Genomic DNA, 16380 nt, shown 5'->3' on the forward strand with positions numbered 1-16380 from the left:
GCGCGTTGCTGGCGTCTCATCACTTCGGTTTGAATGACAGTACAGAAACCAGATATCTCATCAGCGCGGTTCTGTGCTGGCAGGCAAAGTTGCTATCCGCTTTGCTTTCGCTATAGTAAATAAACAGGCAGCCCGTTTCCCATTTTGAAAGGAAAGTCGGTTAAAATGAAGTGTAGTATTTTTTCGTTTTTCTTTTTCAGTCTGACCTCCTTGTCGTCACTGGCACAGACTGATGAGCGCTTTACTATTCACTGGGCTATTAATCCTTCGCCACCCTTTCATGTTGTTGATGGGCCACTCAAAGGCCAGGGAATATGTGATGTGTTGATTGACGAGCTCAAGCAATACATGCCTGAAGTGAATCATACCGTTGTGCAGTTACCCCATAGTCGTATACGCATGCATTCAGAGCAAAAGCAAAACCTGTGCTTTCCGTGCATGATAAAGCGGGAGAGCAGTCCGGTCTGGGTTTATTCAAACATCACTGTGGTGCATCCGCCTCTGGGTATCATTGGCAATCGTAAACGACTTGCGCCATTTGTCGATGAGAAGGCTCGCATTTCTCTGGCAAAACTGGCTGCAGACCCACAACTGCGTTTTGGTCGTCCTGCGGCCAGAGCTTATCCTCCCGCCTTACAACGTGTTGTTGATGAATATGCCGATAATCCTTTTTTCTTTAAATTGAGTGGTCAAACCGCCACGGTGAGGATATTAGAACAAATAGTAATGAACCGGCTGGACTACACGCTTGAATACCCCACAATCCTCCGCTACTACCGCTTGTCTCAACCGTCCAGAGGTCTGCAGTACTTTCCCACGACCGAGTTAGGCAATAATCCGGTACCTGGCGCGATAGGATGCACTAAGAACGCCTGGGGCGCACGCGCTGTCTCGCTAATAAACTCGGCGTTAGATGATGTCCTTATAGATGAAGATTATGTTAATCAACAGGCGTTCTGGCAACGCATTGATGACAACCCTGGCGCGTTGGTAAAAGATGGAGAGCCACCAAATAACACCCCTTGACATCATCATAATGATGCCATCATTATGATGATAATCTTAGTCAGGGTCTACATATACAATGATTGATGTCACACGGGAAAGGGATGCGTTACCGCATGCTCAGCGAGAACGCCTCGCGTTTATCGATTTCAGTTTGCAATACTTCGGGCACGTTAGCAGACAGGAACTTATTGACAGATTTGCCACCGGCCTGGCTGCCAGCACCCGGGACTTTTCTGCTTATAAATCTCTTGCGCCTGACAACCTGACACTTGACCATCACGCCAAACGCTACCGACGTACCCCAGCATTTAAAGCCGTATTCTCGCACAACCCTGAAGTCATATTAAACAGCCTGAGTATGGGGTTTGGTGACGGGATTGCCACCGCGGTAACACCATCATCTCACTGTGTAAATGCGGTGAACCTCATTCATCCTAAAGCGGAAATCATTGCCGGTCTGACCCGCGCCATTCACAACCGGTACCCTGTCAATGTGCATTATGTAAGCGTGACATCGGGTGGCAAATACCGCCTTATAGTGCCACACGCCATTGTAAACAACGGGCACCGCTGGCATGTGCGCGCGTTTGATGTGGAGACTGACACTTTCCGGGATTTCGTTTGCACCCGATTTACGGACATTGAACCGGTATCGCGGCAACTGGCACATAAAGAGCTGGCTGAGCAGGATAGCGCCTGGCAGCGAACCGTCTCGCTTACTCTCATTCCTCACCCATCACTGGAGCACAGCGAAGCGATTGAGCTGGACTATGGCATGGAAAAAGGGCGAAAGGTGCTCACCGTGCGGGCTGCCCTGGCGGCGTATCTGTTACGGTACTGGCAGGTAGATTGTTCCATAGGGGCGAAGATAACAGGCCAGGGCTGTCAGTTGGCGCTGCAAAATCTCGACGCCCTTGAACAGATAGAGAATGCCCATCTGGCACCGGGAACCCGTCGCTAAAAACTGCTGGCGAAATAATGCGCAATCAATACGTCAAAGCCCTCTAAAGGGCCCGCCATGACTGTGCAAAATCACCAATTCATAATACACTGGTCGGCTACGCAAACGCGGGCAGGCAAGCGATGCCGAGAATCAATAACTTACACTAAATGCCCCGTGGTGTCGCGCTCTCAGCTTCTTGCAGAAGGCGACATTTAACCAGTATTAACCGACACAGGATTTATATGGCCGGCTTAAAACGCATTATTCTAATCGACACCCACTTGCCGGGCGTGGTCGAACTCAAGCTGGATGGACACACCAATATTTGTGGTACCAATGCGTCAGGTAAAACGACGCTTCAGCGCCTTATTCCGGTTTTTTACGGTGAATATCCAAGCCGGGTGGTACCTGCTACCCGCGACAGTTTCGAGCGCTGGTATCTGCCACGGCAATCCAGTTTTATCATTTACGAATATACCCGCGCCGAAGGCGATCTCTGTCAGGCGGTACTGACTTCCAACGGCACTGGTGTTAACTATCGTTTAGTTGGCAAGCCGTTCGACATTGAGGATTACCTGTTCAAACAGAAAAGCGGTAAATTCAGCAGCACCAGCAGTGCAGAACTCGCCCGGGCGATGAAACGGAACAATGTACTGGTAACCAGTTTGCTGACGACGAAAGATTTTCGTGCCGTAATGCAGAACGATCAGGGCGTGCTAAACCAGAGCAGTAATGCACGCGAGTTGCTCGGCTACGCAAAAGTATTCAGCTTGTGTACGCCGAGTCAGCATATGCGTCATATCGAAAAGCTGGCGAAAGCGGTGCACTCGAAAGAAGGCAAGATGGAAACCATTAAGGCCATGATTGCCGCCATTCTGGAAGAAGATGGGGTGCAGCCGCCTACTTCAAGCCTTAGCCGGAACCGCGTGGACGACTGGATCCGCGAATGTCATTTGATTAAACAATTCGATCAGATCCGCCCTGAGTTTTCCAAGCTGGAACAGGCGGACATGGCGCTGACCACCTCAGAGCAAACCCTCGGCGGCCTGAAAAAGCAATTCGAACTGGATAAAACACAACTCTCGGCCAAAACAGAGACGTTAGGTAATGAACTTGAGGAAAACCAGTTTCAGCGTAAACAAAATGAGCTGTTGTGGCACGATAGCCGTGATGAGCTGAATCAAATCGTGTCGTCTGCGCGCGCAGACGTAGATAAGTACACCAGTGAGCTGGATGCTGTTGAACGTGAATTCGACAACTGGCAACAGCAGAATATTGAACAGCTTAAAGACGATGTCGCCAACCTGCCGCAGTGGCAAAACGAACTGGAAATGACGTCCAGTCGCTATCAGTTGCTCACCGAAAAACACCAGGACATCGAGTCGGCATTTAACCGTCGTATGGCTGAACTGGGCGAGAAGCTTAGCCTGACGCTGGAGCAACTGTCAGCCTCACGGCAGGAAGCGGCTGACAAACGCAGCGAACAGCAACAGAAAGAGCGTGATGCACTGCAAGCGATTCGTGATGACTTTTCACAGCAGATACAGGAGCTTAACGCCACGCATCAGTCGCAGCTTAGCGATCTGAAAGTCACCGAAGCCGAGCTGAAAGCGTCGCTGGCAAACGCGGGTTACAACGAATTTGAGCAATCGCAGCTTGATCTGCTGGATGCCACAATTAAAGAAGCGTCTGTGACGGAAGACGCAGCACGAACTGAGTATCGTCAGGCGCAGCAGCGTCACAGCAAAGCGGTGCAGGTAAGGCAGGAAGCCTCGACGGCGCTGGATAAGGCGCGACAGGCATATCAGCGCGAAGAAAAGGCGGTGGATAAGGTCAGAGCGTTACTTTATCCGGGGCAGGGCTCGTTACTGGAATTTTTACGTGCCAATGTCGATGATTGGGAGTCCAGTCTGGGTAAGGTGCTGCGCCCGGAATTGCTGGAGCGAACAGACCTGACACCCACCACGGGCGAGGGCGACAGCTTTTATGGCCTTAAGTTGGCACTTGCTGCCATTGATACGCCAGATTACGCGCATACCGAACAATCTCTGAAGCACTCATTGTCGGAAGCTGAAGAGGCTCTGTCACAGGCGCTGGCAGCGCAAAATGAATGTGAGACAACGCTGGCAAAAGCCAATGAAGATGTGCGCAACGCTGAGTTGGCGATGACGCAAAAAGACAACGCCGTGAAAAGTGCCGAAGCCAGCCGCAAGCGCGCACAGCAGGACAGAGACAGCGTGCTCAGCGAATACCAGGCGGCCTTATCTTCACGTAAGCAAAAAGCGAAATCCCGTCTGGAAGCAAACCAGCAGGCGCAAAAGCAGTGTAAGGCGCAGTTTGAGCTTGACCGCGATGACATGAAAGACCAGCAACGCGAATCAGAAACTGAGCACAGCTTCCACTGGCAACAGCTCATTGCCGATACCGATGCACGGATATCGCAGCTTGATGCTGATATGAAAAAAGCCCGCGACGCAGCCGCCAAAGATCGCAAAGAAATGGAGCAATGGCTGGAAGATGAGCTGAATAACCGTGGCGTAGATGTAGATGAAATTGGGCAGCTCAAAAAACGCATCAAGGTGCTCAAAGACGACATCTACAAAACCGAATCGCAGCGTCACAAGGTCAGCGATTATGCACGTTGGTACGAAACGGTTTTCAACGGTCACAAAGTTACCTGGCAAAACGCCCTTGCGAAGGCGCGTAAAGCGCTTGGTGAGGCCGAACGTTCCCTGGCGCAAAAGCAGTCGGCGTATAAAGAAGCCCGTGAGAAACTGAAAGACCAGCAGGTTACACTGGAGTCTTCTTTGAAGACCGCCAGCGAGCAGCTCGAACAGGTACAGTCGCTAAGTAAAGCCCTTGCAAAACTAAACCTGCGGGTGAAAGACGACAATGATGCTAAGTTCGAAGATGCCAGCATTTCTCAGCGACTGTCTGAAGCGCAGAGTCTGTTGCAGGAGCGTGATAATCTGTTAAGCGATGTTCGTGCTTATGTGGAGCGCTTTGACCAACTTATCGCCGCGCAGGCTGGCACCGGCTTATCCGATACCTGGGAGCGTGCCCGTGAAGAGTGTGCGGTTATTAATGCCCACGGCGTAAAAGGCATCGATCACCGCCGCATGGTATCGCACCTGTCACAGTTGCTGAATGTGATCGTGCCGCAGAAATTGCAGGGCTTGCGCGAGCAGGGCCGGATTTTTGGCGCGGACCTGAACCAGTATTACTTTGTACTGGCCGATATTGATAAACGCATTGTGTCGCAAAGCCGCCGTATCACCAAAGAAGTCGATGGCGAGCTGTTCCTGGATGGGGTATCAGATTCTGCCGTTAAAATTCGTTCGCGCATTAGTGAACTGGAGTTTTGGCCGGAACTGGAGCAATTCCGCAAACACTACGAAGCCTGGATGGAAGGCGGGGCCAACGAACTGCCTGATGAAGATTATGGTCTGAGCATGCGTAAAGTACTCGATATTCTGGGGCGTGCGGCATTAAGTGGCGGGATCAGCAAGCTGCTGGATATTGAACTTCACCTGCGTGAAGGCAACAGTGATCTGGTTATCCGGACCGATCGTCAGCTTAATGAATCCTCCAGTCATGGTATGGCTTATTTGATTTTATGTAAGTTTCTGCTGGCATTTACCCGCCTGCTTCGTGGTGAAACGGATGCCACAATTCACTGGCCCATTGACGAGTTGGGTACGCTTCACCAAAGCAACGTGAAGAAGATTTTCGACGCCTGTCAAAATAACAATATCAGTGTGGTAGGGGCGTTCCCGAACCCAGAATCAGAAGTACTGACGCTTTTCGAAAACCGTTATCTGATAGACAAGGTGACCCGCAAACTGCAGGTAGTGCAGCCTAAGGCCAGTATTATTGCTGAGCGATTAAAAGCACGTCGTGGACAAGAGGAGGCTTCGGCATGATGACGGAACAAGGCCGTGTGGTCAGCAAACTTTTGCAGGGTGAGTTCATTTGCCAGGTCAGTGATGAAGACGCCTGGCGTTTTCTGAAAAGCCGCGATAATGCTCAACTACTTGAACCCCACTTAAACCTGTTGAACCGCACACTGGCAACTACCGCCGATGGCGATGTGTTTTTTGCCGCGTATCTCACGTTAGGCGATAGTGAGCGAAAAATTCTGATGCAACAGTTTCAGGAGACGGCGTCCAGTCTGGTGCCGCTGGTCGAGTGGTTATTGCTGGTGCAGCAGGCCAGCGAGTCAGATTTACCGGTGACCATGGGCAACGCGATCCGCCTTAATGAGTTGCAAAGTACCATTGAAGATACCCCCGCATATGCTGAACAGCTGGAGAAAATTTCCCGCTACCGTTTGTTCGGCTCAACCAGTGTGAATCTTGATGGCCAGCTAAAGCAGGTATTTAAACGGTTAACCGACTTAGGGTATCTGCTTAAGCCAAACCCGGAAAAACAGATTTATCTGGCAACCGGTAAGGTTGAACACCTGTATGAAATGATTCGCTTTATTGATGAGACCGAGTCGTTGTCGTTATCCGAGCAGGCTGAGGCGGCCATTCAGCAGGGTAGTTTGCTATGAGTCAGGTGCTTATTCAGGCTGGCACCAAGCTGCTCAACGCGCTGGGACGTCACAGTGAACTGATAATGCAGGCGTATGTTAACGGCACGGTGAACGAGCGCGATCACAGCCCCAAAGTGCTTGAGCAACTGGTGCAGCTGGGCGTGTTATGGCGACCGGATCCACAAAGTGAGCTGCGACTGAAAGGGGCAGTGCGTACGTTGCTTGAAGGCAGTTTGCAGGACGAGCGCAATCGCACCATTAATGCGAATATTGGCGCGGCCCTGGCGAGCTTAAAAACGCTCGCAGAGCATTATAAAGAAGCACTGCATTACGGTCGCTACAGCGAGTCTGCCGCACACATGTCAGACTTAACCGAGCATGTATATCAACTGGCAGAATCGTTGAGCAACAGCGTGCGGGTGATGTTTAGCCGTATCAATAATGAATTCGGCTATGTGTCATCGGTTGAAGCCAAAATCCGGGAGAATGAGCTGGCGCAGGGGCAGGTAACAGAGCTGCTGTATCAACTTGAGTGTTTCCGGTTTGATGAGCTAAGTGAGATTGCCGGGAGCAACCGCGAGCTGCGTCATCTACTGGTGGTATCGCTACAGCAAAGTTTCTCGCGGGCTGCGCAGGAATTGTCGGTGGCACAGGCACGGTTGCTGGATCTGCTGGGGCGTTTCCGTGAGTTTCAGGGGCGTACGCGCCTGCTTAAAGGGTATCTGCTGCACATGGAGCAACAACCGGATTTCGTGCCGGGAAATTATCCCAACCTGACAAACGTACCGGTGTTATTTAATCAGGCGGCAGGCCTGCTCAGTCCGGCCGCAGCAGATGTAAATAACGTCAGTCAGGAAGCCGAATTGCAGGAAATTGTTGCGTCGTTAACCCACGTACATCGCCGCAAGCAGCAAGCAGAAGAAACGTCCTCCTCACAGGATATCGACGTGTCCGAACAGGATACTGTGTCGCTGGAAAGCGATCCGCTGCAACAGGCAGTCGATGATTATTTCTGCGATGTGATTGATAGCGGTCAGCCGCAATCTGCATTGACCTACTATGCTGCACACGCGATGGAGTTTGATCCCGAGGTATGGATATACCAGGTTATCGGCAATTATCAGTCTCTTGATGATGCCGATAAACAGTTTTTCGCACTCGATCCGCACGGCCAGGAAGATGTGGTTTTTAATGGCAACTTTTATATCAACGACATCACTTTGGGGCTCCGTTAACGCAGACGCTTTGGTAAACCAACGCGTGTAGCGAGTCCCGCCCGAGGCCGGGCGAGGTTGTGCTTTGGAATATTCGCGCAATACAATACCGTATTCGCTGCTGTTATCGCAGAAAAGGCACACGTGTGGCAAGGGAAAGCCTCTCCAACTGGCGAGCACGTCGGTCGCTTGCGCCCTTACTTTGCGAGTCATCGCACAACACTAGTATTCATACCCTTTTCTTTGCCGCTTTTTCGCTGATGCTGGTGGTTGTGCTTACAACATTGCGATGGCGTGTGTCTGGTCTTTGCGTATCGCATGACATGCTAAATGCCGGTTTTCCAAATGCCTTTTGCAATCTCCGGAATCGTATAGTAAAAAAGTCAGTATAAAAGGGTTGGGAATCACGGCAAAGGAACTATAATTAACAATTCATTAACGCGGGTGAACTTATTTAAAAAACTCGCGTAATACGCTTGTCACCAATTGAGATTAGGGTGGCAGAATTGTCGTTTTCTGGCCAGGCAGGAGAGCAGGTCAGTAGTAGTAGCGCTGACGCGTACAGCGCATAGGAGAACCTCTGATGTTTAATACCCCGAAGCAGTCTTTCAATGAGGCACTAATCAGACTGGCGGTGTTGCTATACCAGGTAGATGGAATGGTGACGTTGTCCGAACAGGATTATCTTGAAGACATCTTGGAGTCACTGGATTGGCAAAGTCCAATTAGCCGTGACGCCTTTTTTAATGATGCGATATACCAAACCCGTAAAGCACTGGATACCGGCGATGCGCAAACTTATCTGAAAGCGTTGAAGCAGGATTTATTGTTTGATGCCGATAAGGCAATGGAAGTGGCTATGGCAATTACCGGTGTAGACGGGGATCGCTGTGAGGAAGAAACCGAATTGTTGTCGTTGCTGACACATAAGCTGCTGGCAAAGGCCTTGGTTAGTGGTATGCATCACACCGGTGGACCGGCGTCTGTAGGAGCATAATCACCGCACAGGCTGTTTTATTTTTCATCACGCATGGTAAATTCATTACACGAATATTGTAAAAGGAACGCCATGCGTAGTTTGTGTGTCTTTCTCGTTCTGTTGGCCCTGAGTGCGTGCCAGCAGGTACAGTCTCCGCGTTTCGAGCGGGCGACGTCAATGCCGCCATATCAACTTAACAGTTTTCCAGAATATCAGCAGGCTACGTTTCAATGGTTGTCCCGGCACAGACTGCCGGTAACAGAAAATGCCTCATGGGAGGTGGAGCTGAATACGCCGTACTCATGCGGGGAAAGCAACTCTGTAGGGGTGTTGTTGGTGCATGGTCTGGGTGACTCACCATACTTTTTTCACGATATTGCCCGCGACCTGTGTGCCAGCGGTTATCAGGTAAGAACCATCCTGCTCCCCGGTCATGGCTCTAAGCCCGGAGACATGTTAAATGCTGACTTTACGCTGTGGAAACGCGTCACTTCTTACCACATTTCATTATTCGCCCAGGACGTAAAAACATTATTTCTTGGTGGTTTTTCGACCGGAGCTAACCTGGTCACGCTGGCAGCCCATTCCCGGGATGACATTGCTGGTCTGCTGTTGTTCTCTCCCGCCTACGAATCGAACTTTTTCGCAACCCGCTTCGCTCCCTATATTACTGGTATTTATCCCTGGCCAAACCTTGAACCCGAGGATAATCCTACGCGCTACAATTCGGTTGCCATGACAGGCTTTGCCGCCTATCAGCGGAGCGTAGAGGCGCTGTCTGATGCATTTGAAGAAAGTGCGCTCTCGTTGCCGGTGTTTATGGTTGTGGCGGAACAGGACAGCGTAGTTGATGTGCAGCGGGTTGCAACGTACTTTAATGACAGTTTTGATACCAAAACAAAAACATTGATGTGGCTGGGCGAAAAGGCGCCGGATTATCCAGATATTACTGGTTATACAATGCAGGTGCCCGATCAGCGAATAGGTGCGTCGTCTCATATGGCAGTATTGTTTAGTCCCGGAAACGTATTGTACGGAACCAAGGGCAGATTACGGATTTGCGATAATGGCCAGTCAGATGAAAAAACGCAGGCATGTGAAAATGGCGAGCCCGTATGGTTTGGGCCCTGGGGGCTCACCGAAGAAGGGAAGGTGTATGCGAGGCTTACTTTTAACCCTTACTACAACACTATGATGACGAAATTAACAGATTTTATGGCGGAGGCTCAACGCCACGAATAACACGTCGCGTTTTACTCTGCGTGATAAAAGAGCTGAGATTATTTCTGGCACTCTTCTTCGCGCAGGGTAAGGACGTCATAACCTTCTTTTGTCACTGCCACGGTGTGTTCCCATTGTGAAGAGAGTTTCTTGTCGCGGGTTATCACAGTCCAGCCATCCTTTTTAAGTTTCGTCTTGTGCGTTCCCTGGTTTATCATCGGTTCGATAGTAAATACCATGCCTTCTTTCAGGACCAGTCCTTCCCCCTTGCTGCCGTAGTGGAGCACCTCGGGCGCTTCGTGCATCTCTCTGCCAATACCGTGGCCACAATAATCTCTTACCACACTGTAGCCATGTTGTCTGGCAAGGCGGGAAATAGCATAACCCACGTCACCCAGTGTAGCGCCGGGTTTGACGGTGCGGATCCCTGCCCACATGCACTGGTAGCTGGTGGCGACTAATTGTCTGGCAAGCGGCGATACCTGTCCAATTTCGTACATTTTGCTGCTGTCCGCAATATACCCGTTTTTCTCCAGGGTAATATCGATGTTGACAATATCGCCGGCTTTCAGTTTGGCGGTAGCGGCGGGAACACCATGACAGACCACGTCGTTAACAGAGGCATTGAGCACATATTGATACCCATATTGGCCTTTGCTGGCAGGGCGGGCTGATAGCTTGTTTACAATGTAGTCTTCTACAAAGCTGTCTATATCAAGTGTGGTCATGCCTTCGCTGATAACGTTATCCAGTGCAGCAAATACAGACGCGAGCAACTGACCTGCCGTGCGCATCAACGCCACTTCATCCGGCGTTTTGATAATAACGTTACTCACTGACTAACCTGACAGTAGAAATATTATTGTTTTGCATTTCCCGTTTAAGGATTTGTTCATAGGTTAGGGTGGGGTTCTGTTCTGCAAGCCGCCCGATTTTCATCCAGAATTCAGCCTGAGAATTAATCGAGCGTTCCATCACTGCACTATTTTTTCTAACTTCTTCGTGAAGCTCATCGGAGATTTTTACGATACCCATAATTTTAATGTAGTAAATGGTAATAAAGTGTAGCATATCGTATGTTTTGTGACGTTGCCAGACACCTTGTGTAAATAGGGGGCGAATAACGCAGGCGAAGTGTTTCCGTAAAGCTTATAAAAAACTGATAAGAGTGAGGAAGTGCTGTTAACAACTGGAAGGTGTAGACGGGATAGTGTTACCTTCCACTACGTTGTCGACGACAAGGAGTGCCATGCATTGACGGGCATTCCCGAAAGGTAAATGCTACTGTCTGTTATTTGATGATGTTGTTACAGACTCAGGGCCACGGAAACGCAGCGCCGGAGCTGTAACAGGGAAGTAAATTCAGCAGGTTAAATGAGGTTATTGAATCGCCGTTCCGCGTCCGGCACTTTTTAAATCCGCAAGCCAGCGTGATTTGTCCGCATTCACGACATCTTTATTGATGGTATAGCCAATCAATTTCGTGAGCTGTTTGCTCATATTGTTGCGCAGTTTACCCAGAAACCCGGGTTCGGCGATGATGTCGATGTGATAAATCTTTTCCCCGCAACGCTTGTTATCCAGCCAGTCGGTAACAGTAGAGGCAAAACGTTCGGCTTCGGTCTCGGTTGCATCTTTCCTGCTCATGGTATCGACACCCTGGACGGCGCCACTGGGCGCGGAGATGGCCCCGGGTCTGTCAGTGACCAGATTTGTATCAGTAGCGCGTCCGTCATCGTTAGACAACGTGGTTACCAGTTCTAACTCAGAGGCACCGTCTTTTTCGAGAAAAATTTTTGCTTCGGCCTGATTGGCAACGACCAGATAAGATTTACCTAACATGTCGGCTCCTTTTTCTTTTGGGTAAGGTTTATAAGCATAGCCTTAGGAAAAAGTTTTGCGAAAAAGTGAAGTTTATTACGCAACGATACCTTTTCGTCGTAAAGCAGCGCTTAGGATCTCAAGAGCACTGCCACTATCAGTGAAGGCCAAACTTCCGGTTGTCGTCATGAGTATATTTCAGGGGGCGCAACGCATAGGGAAATGTCGGTGAGTACCTATTGCCTGCGCAAAGGCGATAGTAATTAAGAAGAGGACTGACCGTTGCACGTCATACATGCTGGTAGCAGTATGATGGTAACCGGCCGATTTCCTCTAACAGCGAATACGACCACAGGCTGTGTTAGCGCGCAGAATTAAAAAGCCCGGCAATCCGGGCTTTTTCGTGTAATGAGCTTGGTATAACCTTACTCCTGATTCACAACGGTTAGCTGTGTTGATGCTCAGCCTGTTCCATTTCCCGTTCAAGACGCAGACTTTCATCTGCACGGGGTTTGGTAAACCTGGCCAGTGCGAGGTAAAGCACCGGGGTCAGGTAAAGGGTAAAGATAACCGCAATACCCAGGCCGCCAAAGACAACCCAGCCAATGGCGTTTCGCGATTCAGCCCCGGCACCGGCTGACAGGATGAGTGGCAAGCCGCCCAGAATGGTAGATACCAGTGTCATCATAATAGGACGTAAACGTACCTTACCTGCTTCTACGATGGCATCGTACACGCTGTAGCCTTTGTCACGTAGCTGGTCAGCAAATTCGATAAGCAAAATAGCGTTTTTCGCCAGCAGACCTATCAGCATCACCAGCCCAATCTGCGAGTACACATTGATTGTTGTACCGGTTAAAAACAGTGCGTAAACCGCAGCCGCAATACCAAAGGGAACAGTAAGCATGACCACCACGGCACTGTTTACACTTTCAAACTGTGCAGCAAGTACCAGCAAGACAATAATAAATGCCAGAATGTAAGTCATCATGACCTGATTAGACGTTTCTTCAAAAGTTTGAGCCTCACCAAGGAACACCAGGCCAATTCCGTCCGGAAGATTGTCGTCTGCAAGGCCGCGAATGGTTTCCACTACGTCGCTGAGTGCAACATCCTCTGGCAGTTCCATTTCAAGCTTTATCGCGCGTCGCTGAGCCTGCCGTTCAAGCTCAGCCGCGACACCTTCCTCACTGATGTATGCCACACTGGAGAGGGGAACCAGATTACCATCGACCGATTTTACAAAAAGCTCAGTTAAGTCAGACGGGTCACTCTGACTCCGGTTATTGGTTTGTAACATAATCGGAATGGCCTGATCGCCTACGTTCAGATCGGCAATATCAAACCCGTTCACCGCGGCGCGTAATGTGCTGGAGATGTCGTTTAACGGTACTCCCAGCTCTTCTGCCCGGCGTCGGTCAATGTTGACTCTGAGCTGAGGCTGGGTAGGTTCGTAGCTAATGCGGGGGCGGCCAAGCTCAGGCAGCGCCTCTTCAATTTTCAGCGCGAAGTCTTGTGACACGTCAAATATTCGCTCATAGGTGTCACCCGTCAGCGCCAGTTCCAGCCCGCCGCCTTGTCCACGCAGATTCAGACTGTTTCCGCCGAATGCGTTACCCGGCGCGCCGGGAATTGACTCCAACTGGGGACGAATTTCTTCAACCACTTCTTGCAGTGATTTCTCGCGCTCATCCCAATGCTTCAAGGGCGCCGTGATAAAGACGATATTTGGATCCCACTGACCAACAACGGTATAAATAGAGTCGATTGTGCCGTTGTCGACATAGGGCATCAGTAACGCCTCCATTTTCTCCGCCTGACGATCCATAAAACTCAGACCTGCGCCGTCCGGGCCACGTGCGAAGATGCGGATTGTGCCCCGGTCTTCGCTTGGCAATAACTCATTATCTATATTCTGGGCCGTGAAGTAGGCACCCACCGCCGCCAGAATACTGCCCAGCACAATTAACCAACTGTATTTCAGGGACCACGCCAAAGACCGCTGATATGCACCCAGACACTTATAACCGGCAGCGCCGAGTGTCTTTCCGAATAAATCGCGTTTTCCTTCTCCCGGTTTTTTCAGCGGAAGTCTTGCGGTGAGTGCGGGAACCAGTGACAACGCTACGAAGGAGGAAATGATCACGGCGCCGGCAAGTACGCCGCCAAATTCACGGAACAACCGGCCCGCAGTTGAGGGTAGAAAGGCGATAGGGATAAATACTGAGGCAAGCACGGCGGTGGTGGCAACTACCGCAAAAAAGACTTCCCGGGTGCCGATAACGGCAGCGGCTCGGGCTCCAAGGCCCATCGCGCGACGGCGCTGAATATTCTCTGATACTACAATGGCATCGTCGACAATCATGCCGGTTGCCAGTACCAGTGCCAAAAGTGTCAGTATATTGATAGAGAAACCAAGTGCCCAAATGATAGCCAGTGCACCTGCAAGTGACACCGGAATTGACAGGGCAGGGACAATGGTTGCGCGCCAGGAGCCGATAAATACCAACAGGGTAAATACTACTAGCAATACGGTAAGGCTCAGCGATATCACAACTTCCTGAACCGAATCGCGGATAAATTCCGCATCATCGGACGTCACTACGATGTCCATGTCAGTGAAACGCTTATCGAGATCTCTGACCATCGACAACACTTCATCAGAAATTTCAATGGTATTAGAGCTGGCCTGACGAATCACACCAAGACCGATAACCGGTTTACCGTCCAACCTGACCACGCTGGTGGTATCCGCGGGACCAAAATACACACTGGCGACATCGCCAATGCGAATGTCGCCGGCAACTACAATTTGCTGCACGTCTTCAGCAGTGACTGACGTGGCATCGGCGCGCACAATCAGTGCCTGATCTGAAGACTGAATACTGCCAGCAGGCACATCAAAAGGCGCAAGACGCAGCACTTCGGCAATATCCGTTATAGACAGTCCGAAACTGGTCAGTCGCAGCGGATCGACAGATACGCGCAACACTCGTTCTCGGTCGCCGCTCAGGTTTACATCGGCCACGCCGGGAATACTGAGAAAAAGCGGGGCTAAATCAGTATCTACCCGCTCAGTGAGTGTTTCCATATCCAACGTCGAGCTGGACACCGCCAGACTGACGACAGCCTGAGCGTCATTATCAGCCCGAATAATAGCGAGTTGTTCGACATCATCAGGAAGTTCGCGCTGAACACGGCTGACCGACTCACGTGTTTCATTCGCAGCATCTTCAAGGTTAATGCCCGGTCTGAACTCTACACGCACTCGCGCCGAGTTCTCTTCACTTTGCGCGTATATATTCTTTACGCCACTTACCCGCGCGACAGCGCCTTCTAAACGGCTGGTAACTTCCGCATCGACAGTCTCCGGTGATGCGCCAGGATAGTTGGCAGTCACGGTAACCGTAGGGGTATCTACATCGGGTAATTCACGAACTTCAAGACCATACAGGGCAGAAAGTCCGGCAATTGCAATCAATAAATTCAGAACAACGATAAGAACCGGGCGTCGAATTGCCAGTGAGGGAAGATCGCTGGTAGCTGGTGTTTGATTACTCATCACCCACGCCTCTCGCCAGTTCGGTTGTGATTTCCTGACCATTGCGCAGGCGCTGGATACCTTCGGCGATCAGCATATCGCCATCCTGCAGGTCACCGGTCACCAAAATGGTGCCCCGAAGGCGTTGATGTACGTTTACATCAATTCGCTGTGCCTTGCCGTTTTCTGCTTTCCACAAGTAAGCGCCGGTGGCTCCCCAAAGCAGTGATGCTTCCGGAATGGCGGCGTAACGTTCACCGTTAATTGAGAGGTTTACTCTGAAGCTCATACCCGGACGAAAGTTATCTTCTGTGTTATCCAGAATAGCGCGGGCGCGCAGTGTTCTGTCGCTTTCATTAATGCGTGAGTCAAGCTGAGCAATTTCTGCTTTAAGCGTGGTATTGCGGTTCGTCCAGGGCTCCAAAGTGACATCCGGAGCGTTCAATAATACGGGGAGTGAGGCTTCTGGTGCACGGAAGTTAACATATAATTTGCTGCGGTCGTCGAGTGTGGTTACTGCTGTTGTCGTGGTAATACGATCACCCACTTCAACATCGGTAAGCCCAACCACCCCGTCAAATGGCGCTACGATATAGCGGTCTTCCAAATCGGCCTGTGCATCTTCTACTGTTACTTTGGCAAGGTCGCGCGTGGTTTGAGCAACATCCAGCTCGCTTTGCGGAACGGCGCCTCGGTCAAGACTTTCCACCAGTCGCTTATAGGTACGCTCAGCATCTTTTAGCTGCAGTTTTGCGCGCTCCAGCGCCACCTTTTGTTTGCGATCATCAAGACGAATCAGTACTTTCCCTGCCTCAACCTGCTGGCCAGGAACAAAATTGACTTCCAGAACTTCATCAGAGACTGCCGGATACAAAATAACAGAGCGCACAGCCTCAGCGGTTCCTACTGCTTCAACTTGCTTGATTTCGTTTTGAAAGCGAACAGGTTCAGTGACAACCAGTTTGGCCTGATTATCGCCAAAAAACTGGGCGTAAGAAAGTGAACTAAAGCCGGACAGGGCGGCAAAAAATACTACTGCTGCCAGGTGGCGGCACGTCTTTAATTTCATTGTTATTTCCGTAAAAACTGGTTAGCACGTCAGAATGGAAGGCCACT

The 16380-nt window shown here is 50.5% G+C and carries 12 protein-coding genes; 7 read left to right on the plus strand and 5 right to left on the minus strand.

Going from position 1 to position 16380, the window contains the following annotated elements:
* Positions 1–165 precede the first annotated feature (165 nt).
* The 7 genes from ACLBLI_RS06460 to ACLBLI_RS06490 all read left to right on the plus strand — a co-directional run bounded on the left by ACLBLI_RS06460 (position 166) and on the right by ACLBLI_RS06490 (position 9923).
* Entirely contained in the window at positions 166–1026 is an 861-nt protein-coding gene (locus ACLBLI_RS06460; RefSeq protein ID WP_414830296.1) for a hypothetical protein, read from the plus strand.
* A 58-nt stretch (positions 1027–1084) separates the two neighbouring features.
* Positions 1085–1969: a WYL domain-containing protein gene (locus ACLBLI_RS06465; protein WP_414830297.1), complete on the plus strand. Its 885-nt coding sequence runs from the start codon at positions 1085–1087 to the stop codon at positions 1967–1969.
* Positions 1970–2193: 224 nt separating this feature from the next.
* Complete coding sequence (locus ACLBLI_RS06470) at positions 2194–5874, plus strand: ATP-binding protein (protein WP_414830298.1); 3681 nt, start codon at positions 2194–2196, stop codon at positions 5872–5874.
* Entirely contained in the window at positions 5871–6506 is a 636-nt protein-coding gene (locus ACLBLI_RS06475) for a condensin complex protein MksE (RefSeq protein WP_414830299.1), read from the plus strand. The genes ACLBLI_RS06470 and ACLBLI_RS06475 overlap by 4 nt, the downstream gene beginning before the upstream one ends.
* Positions 6503–7723, plus strand: a complete 1221-nt coding sequence (locus ACLBLI_RS06480; protein WP_414830300.1) for a phosphoenolpyruvate carboxylase — start codon at positions 6503–6505, stop codon at positions 7721–7723. Before ACLBLI_RS06475 ends, ACLBLI_RS06480 begins: the two co-directional genes overlap by 4 nt.
* A gap of 562 nt (positions 7724–8285) precedes the next feature.
* Positions 8286–8699 carry a TerB family tellurite resistance protein gene (locus ACLBLI_RS06485; protein ID WP_414830301.1) on the plus strand — a complete coding sequence of 138 codons (414 nt, stop codon included), beginning with the start codon at positions 8286–8288 and terminating at the stop codon, positions 8697–8699.
* 72 nt (positions 8700–8771) lie between these two features.
* A complete protein-coding gene (locus ACLBLI_RS06490) occupies positions 8772–9923 on the plus strand; it encodes an alpha/beta hydrolase (protein WP_414830302.1) in 1152 nt (383 codons plus the stop codon).
* Positions 9924–9961: 38 nt separating this feature from the next.
* Here the strand turns inward: ACLBLI_RS06490 and map are convergent, their stop codons facing one another.
* From map to ACLBLI_RS06515, 5 genes are all read right to left on the minus strand, one after another.
* On the minus strand, positions 9962–10738 hold the full coding sequence (map, locus tag ACLBLI_RS06495; protein WP_414830303.1) for a type I methionyl aminopeptidase: 777 nt from the start codon (positions 10736–10738) through the stop codon (positions 9962–9964).
* The gene (locus tag ACLBLI_RS06500) at positions 10731–10937 is read right to left on the minus strand and encodes a ParD-like family protein (protein ID WP_414830923.1); all 207 of its coding nucleotides are present in this window, start codon (positions 10935–10937) and stop codon (positions 10731–10733) included. Before ACLBLI_RS06500 ends, map begins: the two co-directional genes overlap by 8 nt.
* Positions 10938–11282: 345 nt before the next feature.
* Positions 11283–11744, minus strand: coding sequence for a host attachment protein (locus ACLBLI_RS06505; protein WP_414830304.1), 462 nt, complete (start codon positions 11742–11744; stop codon positions 11283–11285).
* A 424-nt stretch (positions 11745–12168) separates the two neighbouring features.
* The gene (locus ACLBLI_RS06510; protein WP_414830305.1) at positions 12169–15285 is read right to left on the minus strand and encodes an efflux RND transporter permease subunit; all 3117 of its coding nucleotides are present in this window, start codon (positions 15283–15285) and stop codon (positions 12169–12171) included.
* Positions 15278–16333, minus strand: a complete 1056-nt coding sequence (locus ACLBLI_RS06515; protein ID WP_414830306.1) for an efflux RND transporter periplasmic adaptor subunit — start codon at positions 16331–16333, stop codon at positions 15278–15280. Before ACLBLI_RS06515 ends, ACLBLI_RS06510 begins: the two co-directional genes overlap by 8 nt.
* Between the last annotated feature and the right edge of the window lie 47 nt (positions 16334–16380).

Origin of the sequence: Alteromonas sp. H39, from assembly GCF_047556435.1 — a bacterium.
Taxonomy (GTDB): domain Bacteria; phylum Pseudomonadota; class Gammaproteobacteria; order Enterobacterales; family Alteromonadaceae; genus Alteromonas.

What these genes read in the sequence shown, in the direction of transcription:
- ACLBLI_RS06510 (WP_414830305.1), bottom strand. Translation starts at nt 15,285, where the DNA reads ATGAGTAATCAAACACCAGCTACCAGCGATCTTCCCTCACTGGCAATT.
- ACLBLI_RS06490 (WP_414830302.1), top strand. Translation starts at nt 8,772, where the DNA reads ATGCGTAGTTTGTGTGTCTTTCTCGTTCTGTTGGCCCTGAGTGCGTGC.
- ACLBLI_RS06480 (WP_414830300.1), top strand. Translation starts at nt 6,503, where the DNA reads ATGAGTCAGGTGCTTATTCAGGCTGGCACCAAGCTGCTCAACGCGCTG.
- ACLBLI_RS06475 (WP_414830299.1), top strand. Translation starts at nt 5,871, where the DNA reads ATGATGACGGAACAAGGCCGTGTGGTCAGCAAACTTTTGCAGGGTGAG.
- ACLBLI_RS06505 (WP_414830304.1), bottom strand. Translation starts at nt 11,744, where the DNA reads ATGTTAGGTAAATCTTATCTGGTCGTTGCCAATCAGGCCGAAGCAAAA.
- ACLBLI_RS06465 (WP_414830297.1), top strand. Translation starts at nt 1,085, where the DNA reads ATGATTGATGTCACACGGGAAAGGGATGCGTTACCGCATGCTCAGCGA.
- ACLBLI_RS06500 (WP_414830923.1), bottom strand. Translation starts at nt 10,937, where the DNA reads ATGGGTATCGTAAAAATCTCCGATGAGCTTCACGAAGAAGTTAGAAAA.
- ACLBLI_RS06460 (WP_414830296.1), top strand. Translation starts at nt 166, where the DNA reads ATGAAGTGTAGTATTTTTTCGTTTTTCTTTTTCAGTCTGACCTCCTTG.
- ACLBLI_RS06515 (WP_414830306.1), bottom strand. Translation starts at nt 16,333, where the DNA reads ATGAAATTAAAGACGTGCCGCCACCTGGCAGCAGTAGTATTTTTTGCC.
- ACLBLI_RS06485 (WP_414830301.1), top strand. Translation starts at nt 8,286, where the DNA reads ATGTTTAATACCCCGAAGCAGTCTTTCAATGAGGCACTAATCAGACTG.
- ACLBLI_RS06470 (WP_414830298.1), top strand. Translation starts at nt 2,194, where the DNA reads ATGGCCGGCTTAAAACGCATTATTCTAATCGACACCCACTTGCCGGGC.